This window comes from Micromonospora sp. NPDC050784 (assembly GCF_044456765.1).
In the GTDB taxonomy this organism is placed as follows: Bacteria; Actinomycetota; Actinomycetes; order Mycobacteriales; family Micromonosporaceae; genus Micromonospora; species Micromonospora foliorum.
Genome location: NZ_JBITGG010000009.1, coordinates 178,484 through 201,961 on the forward strand (window position 1 = coordinate 178,484; position 23,478 = coordinate 201,961).

The 23,478-nt window shown below is 68.7% G+C and carries 17 protein-coding genes; 2 read left to right on the forward strand and 15 right to left on the reverse strand.

The window, feature by feature from the left end; translation table 11 throughout:
* Window positions 1-97 precede the first annotated feature (97 nt).
* The 7 genes from ACIBD9_RS15035 to ACIBD9_RS15065 form a co-directional block, all read right to left on the reverse strand.
* Window positions 98-1,825, reverse strand: a complete 1,728-nt coding sequence (locus ACIBD9_RS15035; RefSeq protein ID WP_396717866.1) for an IlvD/Edd family dehydratase — start codon at window positions 1,823-1,825, stop codon at window positions 98-100.
* 87 nt (window positions 1,826-1,912) lie between these two features.
* A complete protein-coding gene (locus ACIBD9_RS15040) occupies window positions 1,913-2,797 on the reverse strand; it encodes a carbohydrate ABC transporter permease (RefSeq protein ID WP_238662669.1) in 885 nt (294 codons plus the stop codon).
* Window positions 2,797-3,738: a carbohydrate ABC transporter permease gene (locus ACIBD9_RS15045; protein ID WP_387176056.1), complete on the reverse strand. Its 942-nt coding sequence runs from the start codon at window positions 3,736-3,738 to the stop codon at window positions 2,797-2,799. Before ACIBD9_RS15045 ends, ACIBD9_RS15040 begins: the two co-directional genes overlap by 1 nt.
* Window positions 3,739-3,814: 76 nt before the next feature.
* A complete protein-coding gene (locus tag ACIBD9_RS15050) occupies window positions 3,815-5,155 on the reverse strand; it encodes an ABC transporter substrate-binding protein (protein ID WP_396717869.1) in 1,341 nt (446 codons plus the stop codon).
* Window positions 5,156-5,258: 103 nt separating this feature from the next.
* Window positions 5,259-7,436: an alpha/beta hydrolase gene (locus ACIBD9_RS15055; protein ID WP_396717871.1), complete on the reverse strand. Its 2,178-nt coding sequence runs from the start codon at window positions 7,434-7,436 to the stop codon at window positions 5,259-5,261.
* A 171-nt stretch (window positions 7,437-7,607) separates the two neighbouring features.
* Complete coding sequence (locus ACIBD9_RS15060) at window positions 7,608-8,651, reverse strand: LacI family DNA-binding transcriptional regulator (RefSeq protein WP_396717874.1); 1,044 nt, start codon at window positions 8,649-8,651, stop codon at window positions 7,608-7,610.
* 256 nt (window positions 8,652-8,907) lie between these two features.
* Window positions 8,908-11,280, reverse strand: coding sequence for a glycoside hydrolase family 3 N-terminal domain-containing protein (locus tag ACIBD9_RS15065; RefSeq protein ID WP_396717877.1), 2,373 nt, complete (start codon window positions 11,278-11,280; stop codon window positions 8,908-8,910).
* A gap of 283 nt (window positions 11,281-11,563) precedes the next feature.
* Here ACIBD9_RS15065 and ACIBD9_RS15070 point away from each other — a divergent pair, with 283 nt between their 5' ends.
* The gene (locus tag ACIBD9_RS15070; RefSeq protein ID WP_396717880.1) at window positions 11,564-13,087 is read left to right on the forward strand and encodes an alpha-N-arabinofuranosidase; all 1,524 of its coding nucleotides are present in this window, start codon (window positions 11,564-11,566) and stop codon (window positions 13,085-13,087) included.
* Window positions 13,088-13,194: 107 nt separating this feature from the next.
* Here the strand turns inward: ACIBD9_RS15070 and ACIBD9_RS15075 are convergent, their stop codons facing one another.
* From ACIBD9_RS15075 to ACIBD9_RS15105, 7 genes are all read right to left on the reverse strand, one after another.
* Window positions 13,195-14,769 carry an alpha/beta hydrolase-fold protein gene (locus tag ACIBD9_RS15075; protein ID WP_396717883.1) on the reverse strand — a complete coding sequence of 525 codons (1,575 nt, stop codon included), beginning with the start codon at window positions 14,767-14,769 and terminating at the stop codon, window positions 13,195-13,197.
* A 322-nt stretch (window positions 14,770-15,091) separates the two neighbouring features.
* The gene (locus ACIBD9_RS15080; RefSeq protein ID WP_396717885.1) at window positions 15,092-16,609 is read right to left on the reverse strand and encodes an aldehyde dehydrogenase family protein; all 1,518 of its coding nucleotides are present in this window, start codon (window positions 16,607-16,609) and stop codon (window positions 15,092-15,094) included.
* On the reverse strand, window positions 16,606-17,814 hold the full coding sequence (locus tag ACIBD9_RS15085; protein WP_396717887.1) for a fumarylacetoacetate hydrolase family protein: 1,209 nt from the start codon (window positions 17,812-17,814) through the stop codon (window positions 16,606-16,608). The genes ACIBD9_RS15080 and ACIBD9_RS15085 overlap by 4 nt, the downstream gene beginning before the upstream one ends.
* Window positions 17,811-18,992: a mandelate racemase/muconate lactonizing enzyme family protein gene (locus tag ACIBD9_RS15090; RefSeq protein ID WP_396717890.1), complete on the reverse strand. Its 1,182-nt coding sequence runs from the start codon at window positions 18,990-18,992 to the stop codon at window positions 17,811-17,813. The genes ACIBD9_RS15085 and ACIBD9_RS15090 overlap by 4 nt, the downstream gene beginning before the upstream one ends.
* An 8-nt stretch (window positions 18,993-19,000) precedes the next feature.
* A complete protein-coding gene (locus tag ACIBD9_RS15095) occupies window positions 19,001-19,831 on the reverse strand; it encodes a carbohydrate ABC transporter permease (protein ID WP_396717893.1) in 831 nt (276 codons plus the stop codon).
* Window positions 19,828-20,775, reverse strand: a complete 948-nt coding sequence (locus ACIBD9_RS15100) for a carbohydrate ABC transporter permease (RefSeq protein ID WP_396717895.1) — start codon at window positions 20,773-20,775, stop codon at window positions 19,828-19,830. Before ACIBD9_RS15100 ends, ACIBD9_RS15095 begins: the two co-directional genes overlap by 4 nt.
* A 76-nt stretch (window positions 20,776-20,851) precedes the next feature.
* A complete protein-coding gene (locus ACIBD9_RS15105; RefSeq protein WP_387176085.1) occupies window positions 20,852-22,099 on the reverse strand; it encodes an ABC transporter substrate-binding protein in 1,248 nt (415 codons plus the stop codon).
* Window positions 22,100-22,261: 162 nt separating this feature from the next.
* Between ACIBD9_RS15105 and ACIBD9_RS15110 the strand changes: the two genes are divergently transcribed.
* Entirely contained in the window at window positions 22,262-23,053 is a 792-nt protein-coding gene (locus ACIBD9_RS15110; protein WP_396717898.1) for an IclR family transcriptional regulator, read from the forward strand.
* An 18-nt stretch (window positions 23,054-23,071) separates the two neighbouring features.
* Here ACIBD9_RS15110 and ACIBD9_RS15115 read toward each other — a convergent pair whose 3' ends face one another.
* Window positions 23,072-23,386 (reverse strand): chorismate mutase, encoded by a 315-nt coding sequence (locus ACIBD9_RS15115; RefSeq protein WP_396717900.1) that lies wholly within the window; start codon window positions 23,384-23,386, stop codon window positions 23,072-23,074.
* Window positions 23,387-23,478 lie beyond the last annotated feature (92 nt).

Genomic DNA, 23,478 nt, shown 5'->3' on the forward strand with positions numbered 1-23,478 from the left:
GGCCGCTGTCACAGCGGCCTTTGCGTGAACTCGCACTGGCGGGCCGTCCGTTCTTCCATGGAGTCAGTTCCTCGTGGGCCTCGTCCGAACGTGACCGTCAGTGTGAGTGACGGGGTACCGCGCTGCCGCTGCCGCCAACGAGAAAATCGAGGTCCGCGCCGCTGTCGGCCTGCAGAACGTGCTCGCTGTACAGGCGTACCCAACCCCGGTCGGCCACCGGCTGCGGAGGCTGCCAGGCGGAGCGACGTTGGGCGAGTTCCGTGTCGTCGACCAGGAGCTCCAGGCGGCGCGTCGAGACGTCGACGGAGATCAGGTCACCGGTGCGGACCAGTGCGAGCGGACCACCCACGGACGCCTCCGGTGCCACGTGCAGGATGCAGGTGCCGTAGCCGGTGCCGCTCATCCGAGCGTCGGAGATCCGCACCATGTCCGTGATGCCGTCGGCGAGCAAGCGTCGTGGCATGGGCACGTTGCCCACCTCCGGGAAGCCGGGGTAGCCCCGTGGTCCGGCGTTGCGCACGACGATCACCGTGTCGGGGGTGATGTCGAGGTCCGGGTCGTCGGCGGCGACGACGTACTCCTCGATGCGGTCGAAGACGAGCGCCGGACCGGTGTGCGTGAGGAGCTGCGCGGAGGCCGCGGAGACCTTCAACACCGCCCCGGAGGGCGCGAGCGACCCGCGCAGCACCACGGTGCCCGAGCCGGCGGGCTGGAACGGCTCCTCCAGGGTGCCGATGACGTCCCGGTTCCAGCACTGGGCGCCGTCGACGTTCTCCGCCACGCTTTTGCCGCTGACGGTGACGTGGTCCATGTGCAGCAGCGGGGCGAGCTCCTTCATCACCACCGGAAGACCTCCCGCGTAGGCGAAGTCCTCCATCAGGTACTTCCCGGACGGCATGAGGTTGACGAGCATGGGCACGTCGGCGGTGAGGGTGTCGAAGTCCTCCAGCGACAGGGGGACGCCGAGGCGTCCGGCGATGGCGAGCAGGTGTACGACGGCGTTGGTGGAACCGCCGATCGCGGCGTTGACCCGGACGGCGTTCTCGAAGGCTTCCCTGGTGAGCACCGAGGACAACCGCTGGTCCTGTTCGACCATGGCGACGATCCGACGTCCGGCGGCGTGCGCGAGCGCGTACCGCCGGGAGTCGACCGCCGGCACGGCGGCCGCCCCCGGCAGTTGCACGCCCAGCGCCTCGGTCACGCAGGCCATCGTGGACGCCGTACCCATGGTCATGCAGTGGCCTCGGCTGCGGGACATGCCGACCTCCGCCTCGGAGCAGTCGGCCGCGGTCATCCGACCGGCCCGCATCTCCTCGGTGAAACGCCAGACGACCGTGCCCGAGCCGATGTCCTGGCCGCGGAACTTGCCGTTGAGCATCGGGCCGCCGGTCAGCATCAGGGTCGGCAGGTCGACGCTCGCCGCTCCCATCAACAGGCCGGGGGTGGTCTTGTCACAGCCGGAGAGCAGGACCACCCCGTCGAGCGGGTTGGCGCGGACCGACTCCTCCAACTCCATCGCCAACAGGTTGCGGTAGAGCATGGTCGTGGGTCGCATCAGCGGCTCGCCCAGGCTCATCGCCGGGAACTCCAGCGGCAGGCCCCCGCTCTCCCACACACCCCGCTTCACCGACTCGGCCAGGTCGCGCAGGTGGGCGTTGCAGGGTGTCAGCTCCGACCAGGTGGTGGCGATGCCGATCACCGGGCGACCGTCGAAGACGTCGTCCGCGAAACCCTGGTTGCGCATCCAGGACCGATGGATGAACCCGTTGCGGCCTTCCGCACCGAACCACTGCCCGCTGCGCAGCGGTCGATTCGTCGTCGACATCAGCACACCTCTCTGTCATCCGTCCGGCCGCGTCCTACGCGGCGGTCAATGCGCGTGTGGTGGATGGCTGGCGGCACCCGGCCCGACCTACCGGAGACCTCCGACGGACAGGCCGCCGCGCCAGTGTCGTTGCAGGCTGAAGAACGCGATGATCAGCGGGAGCACGGACACCAGGGAGCCCAGGATGATGAGGCTCCACAGCGAGGTGGTTCCCGCGTTGTTCGCGGACGCGATCCCCTGCCACAGGCCGAGGCCGACGGTGACCGGGAAGAGCCGGTTGTCGGAGAGCATGGCCAGCGGCAGGAAGTAGTTGTTCCAGGACGCCACGGCCGACAGGAGCAGCACGGTGACCACCGCGGGACGCATCAGCGGAAGGGCGATCTGAAAGAACGTCCGCAGCTCTCCCGCGCCGTCGACCCGCGCCGCGTCCAAGAGCTCGTCGGGCACCGCGTCGCGCGCGTACACGTGCATCAGGTAGACGCCGAACGGGTTGAGCAGCGACGGCAGGATCACCGCCCAGACCGTGTTGGTCAGGCCGAGCCGGGAGAACATGATGAACGTCGGGATGACCAGAGCGGTGGCGGGCACCATCAGCGCACCGAGCACGACGGCGAAGCTGAAGCGTCGGGCCGCGAACCGGTACTTGGCGAAACCGTAGCCGGCCATGACCGCCAGGACCGTGGCGCCGACGCCGCCGGCGATGGCGTACAGGGTGGAGTTGAGGATCCACCGGAGGTAGATGCCACCGTCGTAGGTGAAGAGCTGCCGGAGGTTCCCGAGGTAGTCGATCTGGTCGGTGAACCAGAGGGTGTTGCCGCCGCCGAACAGACCCGGCGCGTCCTTGGAGCTGTTGACGATGACCCACCAGAACGGTACGAGGAAGTAGATCACCAGGAAGCCGAGGAGGATCTGTATCGGGAGGTAGCGCTGCGGTCGGCGGGCGCCTGCGCGGACGCTGGTGTGGTCGGCCATCAGAGGAAGCTCCTCCGCTTGCGGGTGAAGAACAGGAAGGCGTACACGCAGATGAACACGATGCCGCCGAGGGCGAAGGAGATCGCCGACCCGTAGTTGAAGTTGGCGAGCGAGAACGCCTGTTGGTACGCGTACATGTTGGGGGTGAAGTCCGAGCCGATCGTGCCCGCGGCGAGGTATCGCAGGATCTGCGGTTCGTTGAAGAACTGCAGGGTGCCGATGAGCGAGAAGACCAGGATCAGGATCAGGGCGGGCGCGATCAGGGGGATCTTGATCCGCGTCGCGATCTGCCACCGCCCGGCGCCGTCCATCCGGGCCGCCTCGTAGAGCGTCGGGTCGACGCCCTGCAATGCCGCGTACAGGATGATCATGTAGTAGCCGGCCCACTGCCAGGTGACGACGTTGAGCAGCCCGTAGAAGATCAGGTCGCTGCTCAGGAAGTCGGGTGCGGTGGCGCCGAACAGCCCGAAGATGTCGGTGAGCGGGCCGAAGCCCCGACTGTAGAGGAACCCCCACATCACGGCCCCGATGACGGTGGGGATCGCGTACGGAAGAAAGATCATGAGGCGGGAGAAGCGCGCGAACAGTGTGGTCACCGAGTCCAGGATGAGAGCCATCACGAGCGCGATGATGATCTGCACCGGGATCGAGACGAGCGAGAAGCGGACGACGAACCACGCCCCGGACAGGAAGCTCGGGTCGGTGAACGCCTTCACGTAGTTGTCGAAGAGAACGAAGCTGGTGCCGCCGATCAGCTTCTTCTGGAAGAGACTGAGGTACAGCGCGTACGCCAGCGGGGCGATGAGGAACGCCAGGAACACGACCCCGAACGGCCCGACGAAGAACCACCCCATCAGGTGCTCGCGAAGGTGTACCTTGCCACGGATCGTGCGCGTCTCAGGCTTTGTACGCGCTGCGCGCTTCTCGGTCAGGGATGTCATTGTGGTCTCCGGGACGTGGACGCTGAGGGGGGAGGGTGGGCCGGCCGCCCAGTGCCGGCGCGGCCCACCCAGCCGGTCACTGAACGGTGAAGCCTTGTTCCTTGGCGTACTTCGCCACGTCCTCCTGGAGCCGGTCGGCAGCCTGCGATCCGGTGATGGACCCCTTGATGACCTCGCTGACCTGCTTTTCCATCGCGTCGAGGTAGTACTGGCCGAAGGGGGCGTACTGGACGCCCTGGTAGGCGTCGGCGGCGGGGACGTAGACCTCCTTGTTCGCCTGCTGACCGCCGAAGAACGCCACCTTCAGGTCGACGAAGGCGGGATCCTTGAGCGCCGTGAGGTTCAGCGGGAAGATGATCTGATTGGTCCAGCCGTCGGTGAGCGACTCCTTGTCGGCGTAGAGCCCGTAGGCGACCTTCGCGGCCAGTTCCGGCTTCTTCGCCTGCTTGGTCACCGAGAACGCCGACCCACCCCAGTTCACCTGCACCGGGTTGGCTGGGTCCCACTGCGGCAGCGGCGCCACCGCGAACTTGCCGGTGTCCTGGCCCTTGCCGACGCCCGCGCCGGTGAGGTAGCCGGGTGCCCACGCGGCCGAGATGTACGTCGCGTAGTTGCCGTTGATCACGCCGGAGATGTACTCCGGGGTGAACTGGTTCTGCGTGCCGACCAGGCCCTTCTTGGCCAGGCCACCCCAGTAGTCCAGCACGTCCTTGGAGGCCTGGTCGTTGAGCTTCACACCGATGGCGTTCGGCTGCGCCGGATCGGAGGTGAAGGGCGTGGCACCCTTCTGGATCTGGAGCGCCATCAGGACCGCCGGCACGTTGGCGCCGAAGTCCCCGAAGAGCGGACCACCGGCGTCCTTGACCTTCTGCGCGGCCTGCTCGTACTCGGCCCAGGTCTTCGGCGGCGTGATCTTGTACTTGTCGAAGATGTCCTTGCGGTAGATCATGCCCATCGGGCCGCCGTCGACCGGGACGCCGTAAACCGCGTCACCGACCGACACGTCCTTCCAGGCACCCTCGCTGTAGTTGGCCTTGACCGCGTCGAAGCCGTACTTCTTGATGTCGACGAGCGCGCCCTGGATCTGGAACGTCGGAATCCGGTCCGCCTCGACCATGATCACGTCAGGCGCCCCGGTGCCCGCCGAGATGGCGGTCTGGAACTTGTCGTACTCGTCGCTGCCCTGGCCGACGTTGGTCCAGCAGACCTGCACGTCGTCGTGCTGCTTGTTGAAGTTGTCGACGACGAGCTGGGTGTTGGGGTACCAGCCCCACATCGTCACGACCGGCACGTTCTGCTTGGTGATGGTGTTCGTGCAATTGCTCGCGTCGCTGCCGCCCTCGTCGGAGGAGCAGGCGACGAGGCCGCTCCCCGCCGCGAGCATGACTACCGTGGCGAGTATTCGTCTTCTCTTCATTGAGATGGTTCCCTTCGGCGATGGCGGTGCACAGCATCCGTGCGCTGGCGGGCGCCACCGGGGCAGGAAGCCCTGCTCCCGGTGGCGTCGCCGGCGAGGGCTCCTAGCGCTTGAACAGGCGCGGCGCGAGGTCGATGAGGTTCTTCTGCCACACGTCCCAGCCGTGCGGCCCCGGGGTGACCCCGTCGAACTCGTAGCGGATACCGAGGTTGTTCAACGTGGTCAGCGATGCCATGAAGCTCGGGTACACGAAGTCGGTCTGGTCACCGACGTACAGGCGCAGCATCTTGGTGCCGTTGTTGATCGCCGCCACGTCGACGCCGGTGCCGCTGCCGAACCCGGCCGAGAACGCCGCGACGTAGGCGAACTCGCCCGGGTAGGCCCGCAGCACGCCCAACGCCTGCCCGCCGCCCATCGACAGGCCGGCGAGGGCCTGCTGCGACGGGTCGCTGGAGATGTTGTAGCGGGCACGGGCCGTCGGAACGATGTTCTCCCGCAACTCCCGGTTGAAGTTCGAGGAGTTGCCGTTGCCCATCACGACGACCATCGGCGTGAGGTCACCGTCGAGGAACTGATGGTCGAGGATCTGCTTGGCGCGGCCCATCTCGACCCAGTCCGTGTAGTTCTGGCCGCTGCCGTGCTGCAGATAGAGGACCGGGTACGGCTGCGTCCGGCCCGGGTCGTACCCCGGCGGGGTCCACACCAGTGCGGTGCGGTCCTGGCCGGCCACCGTGCTGGCGTAGGTCATGCTCTCGGCCTTGCCGCCGCGACCGGCGGGTACGTCGGACAGCAGTCGGGCCCCGGGCCCAGGGATGAAGAAGGTGCTCCACATCGGTTCGGTGGTGACAGTCGTCGGGTTCGAGGCGTCCTTCACCGCGACCCGGTCCACGATCAGCCGGTAGTAGTAGAACCAGGGCTTCAGCGGACCCACGGTCGCCCGCCACCGGTCACCGTCGCGGGTCAGCGGCATTCGCAGCCAACTGCCCCCCGGCGCGACGTTCGCCCAGACCGTGACGTGCTGAGCGTCAGTGAAGTCCGTGGTGGTCTCGAAGGTGACGAACCCGTCCTCCGTGACGAAGGGCGTCGGGGTGGTGCCGGCCGGCGGTGGAGTGAACTCCCGCTTGAGCGGCTGGTGATCGGGGCTCGGCCCGTGGTCCCGCACGTGACCGAACAGCCGCGGCAGGAAGTCGACGAGGTTCTCCTGCCAGGTAGTCCAGTTCGCGCCGCCGTCCGGGTTGACCCCGTCGAACTCGAACCGGACGTCGGCGCGGCCCAACGCCTTCGTCAGCCGGTAGGTGGCGTTGTACGCGGGATCGGTGACGTTGCCCGTGTACAGGCGGAGCAGCTTGACGCCGCGGTTGATCGCCTTGGCGTCCCGGTGGTCGATCTCCGGAGCCGACGTGCCCGAGAACCAGCCGACGTAGCCGAACTGACCGGGCTTGGTGAGCGCCGCGCGCACCGCGTCCGTCGCGCCGTCGGACACACCCGCGATCGCCTGGTGCGCCGGGTCGCGAAGGACCCGGTAGTTGTCGGTGACCGCCTTCCGGAGGTCCGTCAACTCCTTGTCGCCCGAGGCGTCGTTGATCACCACCACCATCGGGCTCAGGGCGCCGGCGGCCGAGAGGTTGTCGAGGATCTGCTTGGATCGACCGAGATCGAGCCAGTCGGTGGCGGCCACACCATCGCCCGACTGCAGGAAGAGCGTCGGGTAGCCCTTCGCGCCCTTGGCCGTGTAACCCGGTGGCGTCCAGACCAGGGCGGAGCGCTGCGCGTTCCTGGTCCGATAGGTCAGCGTCTCGACCTTCCCGCCGGTGCCTGCCGGCGCGTCGACCAGCCACCGTGCCGAGTCACCCGCGACGAGGAAGGTGCTCAGCAGCGGGTTGGACGCGACACCGGTGCTGTTCGTCGGGTCCTTGATGGTCAAGGTGTCGTCGGCGGTGAGCTGGTAGTTGTACAGCCCGGGCTCCAGCGCGCCGAGAACACCCGACCACACGTCGCCCCGGCGGGTCAGACCGAACTCCGCCCAGGTGGCGGACGGACCGAAGTTTCCCTCGACGACGACCTGCGAGACGGTGCCCAGGTTCTCCTGGACGTACGCTGCCGGGACGGTGAACGTGGCGTAACGGTCTGCGGAGACGTCCAGCCACGGCGTGTCCGCCGCTGCTGGCTGCGGCGCGAGGAGAACCGCCGCGGTGGCGATGACCCCGGCGGTGAACGCCGCCGAGAGCCGCCGGCGTACGCCCAGCCGGCGTAAACGCCCGTGATACTGTTCGGTAGTCACACTCCACTCCTTTCAAGTGCCGGCAGCGGATGCGACCCGACTGGCCGGCTCAACTCAACGGTGGATCTGGCCGTGCGTGCTGAATGCACCTCCTTCAGACTGCTGCCACGGGCACTGTTGACCTGATCGCTCTGTCCGGAGCGATCAGGCTCGTCCACCCATGGACGGATGTCATGGTCGTGCCGCGCTCGTCGGTGGTGCCGTCGAGCTGCGCACGACGAGGCTGGTCGGAAGCACGATCTGGCTTGGCTCGTCCCACTCGCCGGTCACCAGTGACTTCAGCATCCGGGCGGCTTCGTACCCGAGTTGGTACATCGACTGGTCCACTGTGGTCAGACCCGGCTCGGTCAACGCCGACTCGGGGATATTGTCGAACCCGACGACGGACAGGTCCCCCGGCACGGAGAACCCCAGTTCCCTGGCGACCTCCAGCACCTTGAGGGCCATCCCGTCGCTCGCCGCGAAGATCGCCGACGGCGGGTCCGGTCGTTGCAGCAGGACGCGCGCCAAGGGAGTCGCCGACTCGGGGTTGAAATCCCCCCGGCCGATCAGCATCGGGTCGACTGGGACGCCGGCGTTTGTCAGCGCGGCCCGGTAGCCCTCCTCCCGCGACCAGGCCGAGGCCAGGCTGTCGCGGCCGGCGATGAACCCGATGCGCCGATGACCCAGGCCGAGCAGGTGCTCGACAGCGGTGGTGGCGCCAGCGAGGTTGTCGGAAATCACCGAGGGCGCCGTCGAGCCCCGCACCGGGTCGATGGCCACGACCGGCGTCCGGGTCCGGAAATCACCCCAGGGCGTGACGACGATGCAGCCGTCGGTGAGGGTGCCCGACAGGCGGGTCAGGTGCCGCTGCTCCCAACCCTCCGAATACGACCCGTAGAGGTCGCTGTTGGCGTAAATGATCAGATCGAAGCCCGAGCGGCTCAGCGCCTTCATCACGCCCTTGAGCACCTCGGCCGTGTAGGACTGAAAGCTGTGCGCCACGAGGCCCAGAACGTTGGTGCGGCTGCGCCGAAGGCTGGTGGCCACCAAGCTCGATTCGTAGCCGAGCTGCTCGATGGCGGAGCGAACCTGAGCGACCGTGCGAGCACTGACGCCGTAATGGCCGTTGACGACGCGCGAGACGGTGGCGGTGGAAACGCCGGCGGCTCGGGCGACATCACTCATGGTTACCGGCGCATTGACTTTAATCATGCCGCTCTCTCTGGACTGCAATCGTTATCGGTTACGTTTCCAGGATGTTGCCAACGTAACTGAGAACGATTACGAACACAAGACCTCTTCGCCCTTACCCGACCAGCGAGAAGAACGTCCTAACTGGATACCCGCAAGGCGGCGGCCGCCGTTGCGTAGAACGCAATCGGCAGCCTCCGCCCGGGGGTCGAAGTGGGTTCGATTACTGCGCTGGTGCTACCCGTTGACAACAGGACGGCACGCTCCGTCAAGAACGATTACCGACCGGGGTGAACGATCACAACTGCCGTACTTCGGCGGTCCCGGTAAAGACCTTCGACGTCGGCCGGTCCGGGTCCGCACCGATGACAAAGGTGCCGGCGTGGGTACGGTCGGCAACCGAGAAGCCGACGTACACCTCGATCTCCCCGGCCTCCACCGCGTAGGTCATGCTCCGGTCGTAGAAACCGAGCTGGCCCGTGGGGAGCTCGAACCGCACCGCCACCCGCTGGCCGGCGGCGGCCTCGACGCGGGCGAAGGCCTTCAGCTCCAGCACCGGTCGGGTGATCGTGGCCTGCGGGTCGCGGACGTAGAGCTGCACGACCTGCTCCCCCGCCCGCTGTCCGGTGTTGGTGAGCGTGACCTCGACACCGACGCTGTCCCCGGCGCGGACCTCGGCGCTCTGCACCGTGGCGTCGTCGATCACGAACGAGGTGTACCCGAGGCCGTGGCCGAAGACGTATCGCGGGGCGACCGGCGAATCCACGTAGTCGCCGTGCCAGTGTGACCGCCCGCCGGACACCTTGTGGCCGTAGAAGACGGGGATCTGGCCCACGCCACGGGGATACGAGATCGGCAGCTTCCCGCTCGGGCTCACCTCACCGAGGAGCACCTCGGCGATCGCCTGCGCCCCGGTCTCCCCCGGCAACCAGGCCATCAGCACCGCGGCGCACTCCTCGTGCAGGAAGTCGCCGCCCACGGGTCGGCCGGCGACGAGCACCGCCACGACGGGTGTGCCGGTGGCGACGACGGCGCGGACCAATTCCTCCTGCACACCCGGCAGGTCCAGACTGGACCGGTCCCGCGACTCACCCGTGGTGGCCCCGGGGGTCAGCCCCGAGCGGTCCCCCAGGACCAGCACCGCGACGTCGGCCGCCGCGGCGACCGCGACCGCCTCGGCGAACCCCTCCGTCGACGGGTCGAGCACGTCGCAGCCCGGGGCGAAGCGCAGCCGGTCGCCCAGCCGCGCCGCGAGCTCGTCCCGCACCGTCGGCACCCCGTGGGTGCTCTCGTCGATCTCCAGATCGTCCGGGATCGTCATCATCTCGCCGAGCAGGCCGCGCCGCTTGCGCGCCTCGACCAACGCCTCGATGTGGGCCGCGAACGAGTAGTCACCGAGCAGGTGTCGGGCATCGTCGGCGTTCGGGCCGATGAGAGCGACCGTTCCGGCTCCCCCGGGCAACGGCAGCACACCGTCGTTCTTGAGCAGGACGAGGCTGCGGCGGGCGATCTCCAGCGCCACGTCCCGGTGCCGCCCGGCGTTCGCCGACGTCGCGGCAGCGTCCTCGTCGACGTACGGGTTCTCGAAGAGCCCGAGTTCGACCTTGTGTCGAAGGACGCGTGCGACCGCCTCGTCGAGTTGGGCCTCGCTGACCTCGCCGGTGTCCAGGGCGCGGGTGAGGGCGTCCGCGTACGCGTCCGTCGCCGGCAGTTCGACGTCCACGCCCGCGCCGAGGCCCACCGTCGCGGCCTGCTGCTTGTCCTGCGCGAAGTGGTGGTACGAGTGGAGGTCGTTGACGGCGAAGTAGTCGGACACCACGCTGCCGGTGAAGCCCCACTGGCCGCGCAGGACGTCGGCGAGGAGTTCCCGGTTGGCATGGCAGGGGACGCCGTCGAGCTCGTGGTAGCCGGCCATCACCGACTGGAGCCCGCCCTCGCGGACCGCCGCCTCGAACGGATACAGGTACACCTCGCGCAGCAGACGCGGCGGCAGGTGGGCCGGCGCCCAGTTCAGCCCACCCTCGGACGCCCCGTAGCCGACGAAGTGCTTGGCGGTGGCCAGGACGCCGTCGGTCAGGTCGGCGCCCTGGAGGCCCTTGACGAACGCCACCCCCATCCGGGACACCAGGTACGGGTCCTCGCCGTAGGTCTCCTCCGTCCGGCCCCACCGGGGGTCGCGCACCACGTCCAGCACCGGCGAGAGCCCCTGGTGGCTGCCCATGGCGCGCATCTGCGCGCGAACGGCGTCCGCCAGTTGCCGGTTGAGCTCCGGCGCCCAGGTGCTCGCGACGCCGATGGCCTGCGGGAAGATGGTCGCCTCGCGGGCCATCACCCCCGAGCAGACCTCCTCGTGCACGATCGCCGGGATCCCCAGCCGGGTCTCGGTCACCAGGAAGCGCTGGATCGCGTTGGCGACCCGCGCCACCTGCACCGCCTTCAGGCTGGTCGCGCCCGCGACGCGGGTCACGTGCCCCAGGCCGTGTCCAAGGATCGGCCGGGCCCGCTCGGCCGCGAACCGACCACCCTCCAGCAGGGCGAACGCCCACGTGCTGCCCAGCTGCGCGAGCTTCTCCTCGCGGGTCATCCGGGCCAACAGGTCCGACACCCGTTCGTCGACGGGCGCGGTCGCATCGGCGTAGGTCGCCTCGATCTCCGGCTCAACAGTGGTCACCCGGTCACCCCAATCACCGCGACAAGCTGGTCTTTCGGTCGGGGGCAGGCCCCTCGGGGGCGTGCCGGCCAGACATTGATCCAGGTGCCGTGTTCCCTTACGTAAACGTAATCGGTAACGTTTACATAGATCGAAAACGTAATCGAAGACGATCACGTTGTCCAGAGCTCGCACCGCCTCCACCACCCCTCGGTCCCGGCGCCCGGGCAGAGCTGTCCGCGTCGGACCCGCACGAAGGGAGCCAGCCCTGAACACCCACCCCGACAGCGCGCCGGAGAACGGCGTGCACACGGCCCGCCTGACCCTGGACCCCCGCCGACGCGTCGCACCGGTGCCACGCCGGCTCTTCGGCTCGTTCGTCGAGCACCTGGGTCGCTGCGTCTACACCGGAATCTTCGAGCCGGGGCACCCGACGGCCGACGCCGACGGCTTCCGGGGCGACGTCCTCGCGCTGGTGCGCGAGTTGGGTGTCACCACGGTGCGCTATCCCGGCGGCAACTTCGTCTCCTCCTACCGCTGGGAGGACGGCGTTGGCCCGGTCGACAAACGACCGGCGCGGCTCGACCTCGCCTGGCACAGCCTGGAGACCAACGCCTTCGGGCTCGACGAGTTCATGCGCTGGGTGAGCAAGGCCGAGGTGGATCCCATCATGGCGGTCAACCTCGGTACCCGTGGCACCGCCGAGGCCGTCGACCTGCTGGAGTACGCCAATCACCGCGGTGGGAGCCACCTCGCCGACCAGCGCCGCGACAACGGTGCCGTCGACCCGTACGGGATCAAGCTGTGGTGCCTGGGCAACGAGATGGACGGCCCGTGGCAGGTGGGTCAGCGCAGCGCCACCGAGTACGGGCGGCTCGCGGCGCAGACCGCGAAGGCCATGCGCCGCTTCGATCCCGATCTCGAACTGGTCGCCTGCGGCTCCTCACACCTCGGTATGCCGACCTTCGGCAGCTGGGAGCGCGACGTGCTGACCGAGGCGTACGACGACGTCGACCTGATCTCGCTGCACGCCTACTACCAGCCGGTCGACGACGACCTGGCCAGCTTCCTCGCCTCGGCCGAGGACATGGACAGGTACATCGACGCCGTCACAGCCATCGCCGACTCGGTCGGAGCGATCCGTCGGTCGACCAAGAAGATCATGATCGCGTTCGACGAGTGGAACGTCTGGTACCAGTCCGCCGCCCCGTCCACGCCGCCGAGCGGCGAGGACTGGCCGGTCGCGCCGCCACTGCTGGAGGACCACTACAGCGTGGCCGACGCGGTCGTCGTCGGCGGCCTGCTCATCAGCCTGCTGCGGCACAGCGACCGGGTGAGCGCGGCCTGCCAGGCCCAACTGGTCAACGTCATCGCACCGATCATGACCGAGGTGGGCGGCTCGGCCTGGCGCCAGACCATCTTCCACCCCTTCGCCCGCACCGCCCGGCACGCCCAGGGCACCGTGCTGGACGTGCTGCGCGACGGCAGCACGACGACCACCGACCGCTACGGTGAGATCGACGCGGTAGACGCGGTCTCCACCTGGGACGACAGCACCGGGGAGATGACCGTCTTCCTCGTCAACCGCGTCCTGGACACCCCGGCCGAGGTGACCATCGACGTGGCCGGCGCGAAAGTCACCGACATCAGCGAGTGCGTCACCGTCGGCGGCACCGACCTGCACGCCAAGAACACGGCCGACGGTCCGGACCACGCCGCACCACGCTCCAACGACACGGCACGCGGCGCCGACGCCAGCGTCCAGCTGACTCTTCCGCCCGCGTCCTGGACGATGCTGCGCCTGCGCGCCACCGACACGACCCCGTGACCGGCTGACGCGGTCCCGGACGCGCCCCGGCCGCGCATTCCCTGGCGTAACCAGGGGTGCGCGGCCGGGACTTCCCCACCACAGGGAGTACGGCGTCGAGCCCGCTGTTACCGGGCGTCGACCGGATCGCTGCGGGACTCGTTGAAGAGCCTGTCGCCCTGGTAGCGGGCGACCACCGGCGCGTTCAGCTCACCGTGGACGGTCTTCTGCAGTCGGGCGACCCCGTGGTGCACCGGGGCCGACCCGAGGCGGGTGTCACCCGCGTAGAAGTCGACCCGACCGGAGGGCGTCGACGTGCCGGTGCTGACCGCGCCAACCGTCGCGGTGGCGGTGACCTTCGTGTGGTGCGACCCGCCCGCCGGTGACGTGGTGACGTCGAGACCGGTGGTGGTGGCCCGGAACGCCAGGGTGCGCAGGTAGTGGTTCAGCAGCGGACGCCACACGTGCCAGGTGTGCACGCCCGGCACGTTGTACTCGTCCAGCTCGACGCCGGCGGCCCGCAGAGCGGCGGCGTTGCGCTGCGAGTTCTCGGCGATGTTGCCCAGGCGGTCCTGGAGCCCGGTACCGATCATGATGCCGCCGGCCACCGCCTTCATGCTGTCGACCTGCGCCGGGGTGGCCGCCGGGCCGCCCGCGCTCCAGGCCGCGTGGTAGCCGAACAGGTCGGTGTGGTCGTACATGATGGTGTATGCCCGGCTGCCCCCGGCGGAGAAGCCGGCGAACGCGCGGTCCTGCGCCCGGGTCGAGACGTGGTAGTTCTGCTCGACGAACGGGAAGATGTTGTTCCGTAGTTCGTTGACGTAGCCCTCGTTGCCACCGGGCAGGCCGTTGAAGTCGGAGGACACGATCACCATGGGCTGCGCCGCGCGGTCCTTGATCGCGTTCTCCAGGATGAGGTGGGCCACGCCCTGCATCGTCCAGGCGGTCGAGTGGTCGCCGCTGCCGTGGCTCAGGTAGAGGGTCGGGTACGGCGTGGCCCGGTTGGGGTCGTAGCCGTGCGGCAGGTAGACGACGATGTCGTGGACGCCGGCCGGGTTGGTCGACAGCGGCGAGGTGTACCGCCGGGACTCCAGCCGGCCGACCTTGGCGACGGGCGCCTGGTAGCCGGTGTCGTACGTCGGGAACTTCTTACTGGCCGGGACGTAGATCGTGCTGCGGACCGCGCCGGGCGCTCCCGGGTACTGCGGCTGGAGCTGCCACCTGTTGGCGGGGTCGTCGTGCAGGGCACAGCCGGTGGCGAGCTCGTTGGCGCAGTCGTGGGTGAACGCGTAGCGGAAGGTGCCCGCGGGCAGCGGGGTGGTGAAGGTCCACACCCCGTCGGGGCCCTTCCGCATGGCCTGGGTGTGCCACGGGGTGGCCGCGACGTCGCCGGGTCGCCACTCGGCGGGCGGCCGCGCGTCGCCGCAGTCCTGGCATCCGATGGTCTCCGGCCGGGAGTAGAACCAGTCGCCGTAGACGTGGACCTGCTGGACGCCCTCGGGCGCCCGGTACCGGAAGGTGACGCTGTAGCCGGTCGGGGGCTTGTCGGTGCGGGTGACGGTCGGGCCCAGGGGCGCGGGCGGTGCCGCCGAGGCCGCCGGGGCGGCGGCCGTTGCGGCCGTGACGGTGATGGCGGCGAGCAGTGCGAGCATCAGCCGGCGTGCCGGTGCCGGCCTCGGGGGACGGGGAGGTGCGACGGGCATGTTCCTGCTCCCTCTTCGGCGTGTGGTCAGACCGCATCGAGCGGCCGACCGACCATTCGATGGTGAGGTGGAAGGGATACCAGTAACGAGCGATGCAGCTGTGCGAGCGCTAACATCGTTCCCTGTCGAAACAGAACCATGAATTGCATTGACGGTCAAGAAGGAAATCGAAACTGAAAATGGCGTCCAAACAATTCGGGCGCGCTTCAGCGGCGCCAGGACGACTGGCGCGCGAATTCTCTGTCGGGTCAATGTGGTAAAGAAATTCGCGCGCCAGCCGCCGGTGGTCCAGAAACGCACCCGCAGCGACCGACAGACGTGGTTATTCGACCGCTGGCTGCAACCTCCCGTCGACTCTCCGCGAAATGGTGGTGTACTCGTCGCGCAACTCCTCCGGAAGGACCCAGGCCGGGGCGTCCTGCCACGCCAGCGGGCGGAGGAACCGTCGGATCGACGTGGCGCCCACCGACGTGTGCACGGCGTTGGTCGACGGCCAGGGTCCACCGTGGTGCTGGGCCCACGACACCCGGACACCGGTGGGGTAGCCGTCGAAGACGATGCGACCCGCACGGGCGGCGAGCACGTCGACCAGCCGGCGCACGACCCGGGCGTCGTCGCCCGTCCCGCGGTGCAGCGAGCCGGTCAGCGACGGCGGGACGGTGGCCAGCGCGGCGTCGAGATCGGCGTCGTCGTCGTACCGGACCACCACCAGGAGCGGGCCGAAGCACTCGTCGGCGAGCTCGGCGGTCAGGCCGGCGAGGCCAACCTCCAGGAGGGCCGGGGCCACGGTGAAGCCCGCGCCGGGGTCGACAGTGGGCCGCGCCGAGACCCGGGCGCCGGCCCGCTCGAACTCCGTGGCCCGATTCTCGTACGCGTCCCGGATGCGCTCGTTGAGCAGGACGGTGCCACCCGACGCGTCGACCCTGGCCCGCAGCGCGTCGACCACGCGGTCACCACCCGGATCGGATGGGATGAACGCCAGGCCGGGCTTGGTGCACAGCTGACCGCCCGAGTTCGTGAAGGAGCCGAACAACCCCTCGGCGATCTGGTCTGCCCGGGCGGCGGCCGCGTCGGGCAGGATGACGATCGGGTTCACGCTGCTCAGTTCGGCGTACAGGGGAATGGGGTCGGGTCGCTCGTCGATGGCCGCCTGGATGGCGCGGGCGGCGTTGACCGAGCCGGTCAGGGCGGCCGCGCGGATCGCCGGGTGACGCACCAGCAAACGGCCGGCCTGCTCCCCGTAGACCGTCGCGACGACACCCTCGGGCCCGCCGAGGTCGCGGACGGCCGACTCGATCGCGGCGGCCGAGGCGTGCGAGGTCAGCGGGTGCGACGGGTGGGCCTTCAGGATCGTCGGACACCCGGCGGCGAGCGCGGCGGCCGTGTCACCGCCGACGACCGAGAAGGCGAACGGGAAGTTGCTGGCTCCGAAGACGGCGACCGGCCCGAGGGGTACGAGCATCCGCCGCAGGTCCGGGCCGCGTCCGAGCGGTGTGTCGGCAGCGTGGTCGATGGTCGCCTCGACGTACGCCCCGTCGCGCAGCACGTCACCGAACATCCGGAACTGCAGCGCCGCCCGGGTGAGTTCCTGGTCGAGTCGCGCGTGGCTCAGCCCGGTCTCCGCCTCGGCGGTGGCGACCAGATCCACTCGACGGGACTCCAGCGACGCGGCGATCGCGTCCAACAACTCCGCGCGGCCGAGCCTCCCGCGGGCGGCCAGCCACTGCGCCGCCGGGGATGTTTGAGCGGCGATCATCTCCAGCCGAGACTCGTCGGTCTCGGTGAGATCCGTCGCGCGACGCTGACCGTCGCGCGGATCGACCGTGATGACCACGTTCACAGCAGTCCTCTCCTTACCAGATTGCCCATGAGATCGCGGACGCCGAAGTGCCAGGGCTCGCACTCCTCCGCGTACCGCACCCGGTTGACCAGGGTGCCGAGCGCCGGGCAGCTGATCCGTACCACGTCGTCGACCTTGTGGGTGAAACCCTCACCGGGGCGGTCCCGGTCCTGGATGGGCGCGAACATGGTGCCGAGCATCAGGGCTGCGCCGTCGGGATAGTGGTGGTGCGGCCCGATCAGCTGTCGGACCAGTTCCTCGGGATCGCGCGACATCTGGGTCATCTCGGAGACCGCCTCCAGGTGGAAGCCGTCCTCGCCGCGAACCTCCAGGCGCACCTCAAGTTCGCGGACCCGATCCATGTCGAACCGGTCGTCGAAGAGCCGGATCAGGGGGCCGAGAGCGCAGGAGGCGTTGTTGTCCTTTGCCAGGGGAAGCAGGAGCGCCGAGCGGCCCTCGATGTCGCGCAGGTTCACGTCGTTGCCGAGGGTGGCGCCGACGATCCGGCCACTGGACGCGACGATGAGCGTGACCTCGGGTTCCGGGTTGTTCCAGGTCGACGCGGCGAGCACGCCGACCGGAACGGCGGTGCCGACGGCGGAGAGGATCTGTCCCTTGGTGAAGATCTCGGCGTCCGGGCCGATTCCGACCTCCAGGTACTGACTCCACATGCCCTCGGCGACCAGCAGACTCTTGAGCCGGTCCGCCTCCGGCGAGCCCGCCTCCAGGCTGTGCAGGTCGACACCGACGTCGGCGAGCATGCGGTGTCGGATGTCCGCTGCCAGCGCCAGGTCCCCCCGCGCCCGTTCCTCGATCACCCGTTCGATCATGGAGATCGGGAAGGTCACCCCGGCGGCCTTGAGTGCCTGGAGGTCGACCGGAGCGAGCAACCAGGGCCGGCCATGGTCCCGGGTCGCGGACCCCGTGTTGGCCAGGATCTCCCCGAAGTCGCCCACCCTCGGCCCGTCGAGCCCGGCCACCGTCGCGGCGGGATCGGGCAGCTCGCAGATGTCGCGGACGGTCGGGAACCGGTGGCTGATGTCGATGACCTGGCCGTCGCGGACGGTCACCGGCGAGGGGCCGTCGCCGGACGGGTCCCAGATCCGGCCGATGAGGACGCTGTCGGCGTCGTCCGGCAACGCCTCGGCGGCGGTACCGACCCAGTCCGCGTCCGCGGCCCACCCTCGGGGCCGTGGCACGGTCATGAGTTGCTCTCCAGGTTGAAGAAGGACCGCTCGTCGCGGGGACGGATGTCGAAGACGGCGTCCTGGAACATCCGCAGCGGGTGCGGTGTGAAGGGGTGCCGCTCGATCGCGGCGAGATCCACCTCGATGCCCAGGCCGATTCCGGTCGGGATGAGGATGTCGCCGTCGTCGGTGAGCACCAGCCGCTCGTTGGTGATCTCGGGACGCCAGGGCACGTCGGTCGCCATGATCTCCAGGTACCGGAAGTTCGGCAGCGTCGCCCCGAGTTGCAGCGTCGCGGCCGTGCTCAGTGGACCGCTCGGGTTGTGCGGCGCGAAGCCCACGTAGCTGGTCGCGGCGAGCGTGGAGATGAAGGCCAGCTCGGCGATCCCGCCGGCGTGCGTCACGTCGGGCTGGACGAAGTCGACCGCCTGGCGGGCCAGCGCCGGCGCGAAGCCCTGCCGCCCGTACCACCGCTCCCCCGCGGCGATCGGCACCGGCGACGCGCGGCGGATGTCGACGAGCGCGTCAAGGTTGTCCGGTGGGCAGGGCTCCTCGAACCACACCGGGTCGAACTGGGCGATCTCGTTGGCGACCTTGATGGCGTGCCGGACGTCGAAGCGGCCGTGCCCCTCGACGAACAGTTCCACCTCCCGGCCCACCGCCTGGCGGACGGCGTCGAGCTGGGCGAGCACCCGGTCCAACTGCGCGGTGGTGATGGTGAGGTCGTAGTTCTCGAACGGGTCCCACTTGAGGCCCCGGAAGCCGGACTCCACCGTCCGGCGCGCGGCGGCCGCGTAGTCCTCCGGCGTGACGGCGCCGGAGAACCAACCATTCGCGTACGCGCGGACCCGGTCGCGGGTCGCACCGCCGAGAAGCCGGGAGACCGGTACGCCGAGCTCACGTGCCGAGATGTCCCAGAGGGCCATCTCCAGCGAGCTCAACGCGGTCATGATGACCGGTCCGCCGCGCCAGTACCAGTCCCGCGCGGTCTCGTAGAGGATCTTCGAGATGCTTGTGGGATCCTGGCCCACCACCGCCTCGGCCAGCTCGGCGATGGCACCCTGGACGGCGCGTTCCTTGCCCTCCAGGGTGGCCTCACCGAGCCCGATGATCCCCTCGTCGGTGTGGACGCGCACGATGACGAGGTTCGTACGGTAGAAGTCGACGACGAGTGTGTCGACAGAGACGATCTTCATCTTTCGGCTCAACCCTTCACCGCACCGGCGGTCATGCCGGACACCACGTACTTCTGGACCAACAGGTAGAAGGCGACGGCGGGCAACGTGAACAGGAAGGCGACAGCCATCACCGTCTGGATCGGTGTACCCAGTTCGCCGATGAAGTTCGCGATACCGACGGAGGCGGGTTGCAGATCGGGGTTGAAGATGAACGTCACCGCGAACACGTACTCGTTCCAGGCGTGGAAGAAGGCGATGACCGCGGTGGCCGCGATCGACGGCGCGATGAGCGGCACGTTGATGCGGGTCAGGGTGGTGAAGGGCCGGGCACCGTCGGCGCGCGCGGCTTCCTCCAGCTCCTTCGGGATGCCGTCGATGGCGCCCTTGAGGATCAGCGCGACGATCGGCAGGACGAAGGCGGAGTTCACCAGGACGAGGCCGGTCAGCGAGTCGAGCAGTTCGAAGCGGCGGAACAGCGCGAACAGCGGGACGACCATCAGCGCCTCGGGGAGCATCTGCGTAAACAGCAGCACGACGGTCAGCACGGCCTTGCCCCAGAACGAGAACCGGGACAGCGCGTAGCCGAGCGGAATGCCCAGGCCGACGGAGAGAACCATGGTGCCGACGGCGATGATCAAACTGTTGAGCAGCCACCCGGCCGCCTTGCCCTCGGCCAGCGCGTCGACGAAGACCCCGAACTGGCCGAGGTCGGGTGTGAGCCGGGGGTGATCGGCGAAGAGGTCGCTGTTGCTGGACAGTGCCGTGACGAACATCCAGTACAGCGGGAACACCGCGACACCCAGCACGACGAGCACGGCGACGATCCGTGCGGTGACACCGAAACGGAAGCGCCTCATCGGACGTCCCCCTTCTCCACGGCACGGGCGACCAGGCGGCTGCCGATGATGACGATGAGCGAGATGACGACGCCGACCATTCCGATGGCCGCCGCCGATCCGAGTTCCTTCGAGTCGAACGCCTGCGAGTAGAGGTCGATGACGAGCGTCTCGGTGGCACCGACCGGTCCGCCCTTTGTCATCAGCCAGATCAGCTCGAACCGCCGCAGCGACCAGATCGTCATCAGCAGGGCCAGCAGACCCACGGTCGGCTTGATGACCTGCCAGGTGACGGCGCGGAAGGTGGCCCATCGGCCGGCGCCGTCCACGGTCGCGGCCTCGTTGAGGTCCTGCGGAACGGACTGCAGCGCGGAGAGCAGCACCACCGAGGTGAACGGGAACAACTGCCAGATGGTCGTGGCGAGCACCGCGGGGAGCGCGTAGCGCGAGCTGTCCAGGATCGCGCCGCCGGGCACACCGAGCCCGACCGCGTCGAGGAAGCGGTTCACGACGCCGTACTGGGCATTGAGCATCCAGGTGGCGATCAGCGCGACCGCGATGCCCGGAGCGGCCCAGGGGACGGTCACCAGCGCCCGTGCCACGCCACGGCCGCGGAACTTCCTGTTGAGCAGGAGCGCGACGGCGAGCCCTGCGCCGATCGCGACGACCACACAGGTGATCACGTAGACGAAGGTGATCAGCAGGGTGCGGTGGAACTCGGGGTCGCCGAAGATCCGGTTGAAGTTGTCGAGCCCGACCCACTCGCTGCGGGTGGGGTTGAGCAGCCTCGTCCTGGTGAAGCTGAGGTACACCTCCTGGACGAGGGGTACCGCCTGGAAGACGAGGATGAACAGGGCGGCGGGCGCCAGGAACAGGTACGGCGTCCACTTGCTACCCAGAGGACTGGGCCGACGCCGGCCTGGCGGTGTTGTCTTCGGTGCTCCGGTCTGCTCGACCACAGTCATCGGGTTTGGTCCTTCGTGGGGAAGGACGCTGCCGGCGCACGGGTCGTCGCGCCGGCAGCGTCGCCGTGTCGAGCGGTCAGCGGACCAGTTCGGTCGCCTGCTGCTGGGCACGATCCAGCGCGGACTTGAGGTCGGCCTTGCCCTGCAGTGCCGCGACCACGTTCTGCACGACCACCTTGCGGATGTCCGGCGTCTTGGCCTCGAACCCCAGCACGATCTGCGGCAGGCTGGTCTCGGTGAGTCCGTCGAAGACGGGGAGGAACGGGGTCGCCTTGAGGGACTCCGCGCTGCGCTGCGTGGTGGTGGCGACGCTGCTCGCGCCGAGGATCTCCTGCAGCTTGACCTGGTTCTGCGGCTCCAGCGCCCACTTGATGAAGGTGCCGGCCTCGTCCTTGCCCTCGCTCGCCTCGTTGATCACGATTGGTGCGAGGATCGCGCCCTGCTTGCGGACCGGGAACGGGATGGGCGCGACGTTGAAGTTCAGCTTGGCGTTCTGGCCGCGGGTGGCGGTCACGTAGCCGCCGTTGTTGAGCTCCATCCCGACCTTGCCCTCGGCGAACATCCGCCGGAACGTCGCCGCGTCCGCGCCGCGCGGGATCACGTTCGCGTCGTACAGGTCCTTGAACGCCTGCAGGCCCTTGAGGTTCTCGGGCGAGTTGATCGTCAGGTTCTTACCGTCGGACCACGCGCCGCCGAAGCCGTAGACGTAGTTGAAGATGTCCTGCCAGACGCCGGCCTCCTCGGCCTCCGTCTGGCGGAACGCCAGGCCGAAGACGTCGCCCTTGGTCAGCGACTTCGCGGTGGAGGTGAACTGCTCGTAGGTGGTCGGCGGCGTCGGGATCAGGTCCGCGTTGTAGAACATCGCGTAGTTCGACGCCTCGAAGATGACGCCGTGCCGGACACCGTCGTGGACCATGAACTGGTCCGGCTGCTTGAGCAGGTCGTACTTGCTGGCGTCGATCACCTTGTCCAGCGGCGCGACGAGGCCGGCGTCGGAGGCCGCCTCGAACTCGGGCATGTCGAAGCGGACCAGGTCGGGGCCCTTGCCGCTGCCCATCTGCGTGAGCACGGTCTGGCCGAAGGTCGGGTACGGCACCGCGGCGGCCGAGACCTGGACCTTGGTCTGGCTCGCGTTGAACTCGTCGAGCCACTTGGTCAACAGGGGCCCACGGCCCGGGTCGCCGAAGGTCGAGGCGGCGAAGGTCAGTTTGGTGACGCCGTCGCCGGAATCGCCGTCGGAGCCGCAACCGGTCAGGAGGGTGGCGACCAGGCCGAGGGCACATGTCGCCCTGGCGATGCCGAAACGAGCGCGCTGATTACCCATCGTTACTCCACTGTTACGTATTGACGTCGAACCGATTAAATTGCAACGATCGTAGCGTCATGTGCAACGGTGTCAAGTGGCAATTGCGCATCGCGTCATCTATATTGCACAATGTGCAATGACAGCGACGGCGGTACCCGTCGCGCGAGGGGAGAGACAGCCTTGGCGCAATCGATTCGCCGCGCGATCGACCTCATCCGTCGATCCGCGGAGCACCCGCTGTCCCTTACGGAGGCTGCGGACGTGCTCGGCGTCCACAAGTCCACAGCCCTGCGCATCCTGCAGACACTGGAGTCCGCGCGCTTCGTCCGGCGGACCGGCGCGGGCACCTACGTGCTCGGCAGCGGCCTCATCGAGTTGTCCGAGCTCGCACTCGGCTCGATGGACCTCCGCCAGCCCGCCGCCGCACACCTGCGTGCGCTGCAACGCGAGACCGGCCACACCGTACACCTGGCGCAACTGACCGGCGACGAGATCATCTATATCGACAAGGTGGACAGCCCGGCGTTCGACGCCGTCAAGCTGCCGTCACGGGTCGGACGCGCGGTGTCCATCTACGCGAGTGCCGTGGGCAAGACGATCCTGGCCTACCTACCCCGGCAGGAACGTGACCGCCTGCTCTCCCACGTCGTCTTCGAGAGATTCACCGACACCACCTTCACCGACCACGACGCCCTGGAAGCCGAACTTGCCCGCATCCACGAGTGCGGCTGGGCCATGGACAACGGCGAGCACGACGCCTACGTGATGTGTGTGGCCGCGCCGATCAGGGATTCGCGGGGGCAGGTCATCGCCGCCGCCTCGATCACGGCGATCGAGGTCATCGCGAACCTCGACCAACTGAAGAGCAACCTTCCGCTGCTCCTGGAGACCGCCAACAAGATCTCGTACGAACTCGGCTACGTGCCACCGTCCGTGGCGGGCCCGGACGGTGACGGCCGCTCCGCCACCTGACCGCGCACGTCCGGGCGATCACCGCGTTCCCGGCGTCGACCCGCCGACCATGCGGTGGTGCTCGTCGGTCTCCATGTCGATGAAGGCCTGGATCATGCCCCGGTAGATCCGTTCGATCAGATCCGGGTCGGCGCCGACCTCTCCCGCCAACGTGCGGACCCGGGCCACCACCTGCGCCACCCGGTCCGGCGCACGGACCGCCTGGCCGTCGCTCTTGAGCGGAGCGGCCTGCCGGACCAGCGCCTCCCGCCGGGCGAGCAGCCCGACCAGTTCCCCGTCCAGCGCGTCGATTCGAGCGCGAATCTCGGTCAGCGTCGCCGCAGTCTCTGCCACGCCGAAAATCCTCGCACGGCGGCGACACGATCAGGCGACCCGCTCCGGCCTGCCCGCCCCCGCTCGTACCGGGTGTTGCACGTCCCGAACCT

Excerpts from the sequence above, each read along its gene's own strand:
- ACIBD9_RS15035 (WP_396717866.1), bottom strand. The coding sequence starts at position 1,825 with ATGTCGACGACGAATCGACCGCTGCGCAGCGGGCAGTGGTTCGGTGCG.
- ACIBD9_RS15040 (WP_238662669.1), bottom strand. The coding sequence starts at position 2,797 with ATGGCCGACCACACCAGCGTCCGCGCAGGCGCCCGCCGACCGCAGCGC.
- ACIBD9_RS15045 (WP_387176056.1), bottom strand. The coding sequence starts at position 3,738 with ATGACATCCCTGACCGAGAAGCGCGCAGCGCGTACAAAGCCTGAGACG.
- ACIBD9_RS15050 (WP_396717869.1), bottom strand. The coding sequence starts at position 5,155 with ATGAAGAGAAGACGAATACTCGCCACGGTAGTCATGCTCGCGGCGGGG.
- ACIBD9_RS15075 (WP_396717883.1), bottom strand. The coding sequence starts at position 14,769 with ATGCCCGTCGCACCTCCCCGTCCCCCGAGGCCGGCACCGGCACGCCGG.
- ACIBD9_RS15085 (WP_396717887.1), bottom strand. The coding sequence starts at position 17,814 with ATGACCGTGCCACGGCCCCGAGGGTGGGCCGCGGACGCGGACTGGGTC.
- ACIBD9_RS15090 (WP_396717890.1), bottom strand. The coding sequence starts at position 18,992 with ATGAAGATCGTCTCTGTCGACACACTCGTCGTCGACTTCTACCGTACG.
- ACIBD9_RS15095 (WP_396717893.1), bottom strand. The coding sequence starts at position 19,831 with ATGAGGCGCTTCCGTTTCGGTGTCACCGCACGGATCGTCGCCGTGCTC.
- ACIBD9_RS15100 (WP_396717895.1), bottom strand. The coding sequence starts at position 20,775 with ATGACTGTGGTCGAGCAGACCGGAGCACCGAAGACAACACCGCCAGGC.
- ACIBD9_RS15105 (WP_387176085.1), bottom strand. The coding sequence starts at position 22,099 with ATGGGTAATCAGCGCGCTCGTTTCGGCATCGCCAGGGCGACATGTGCC.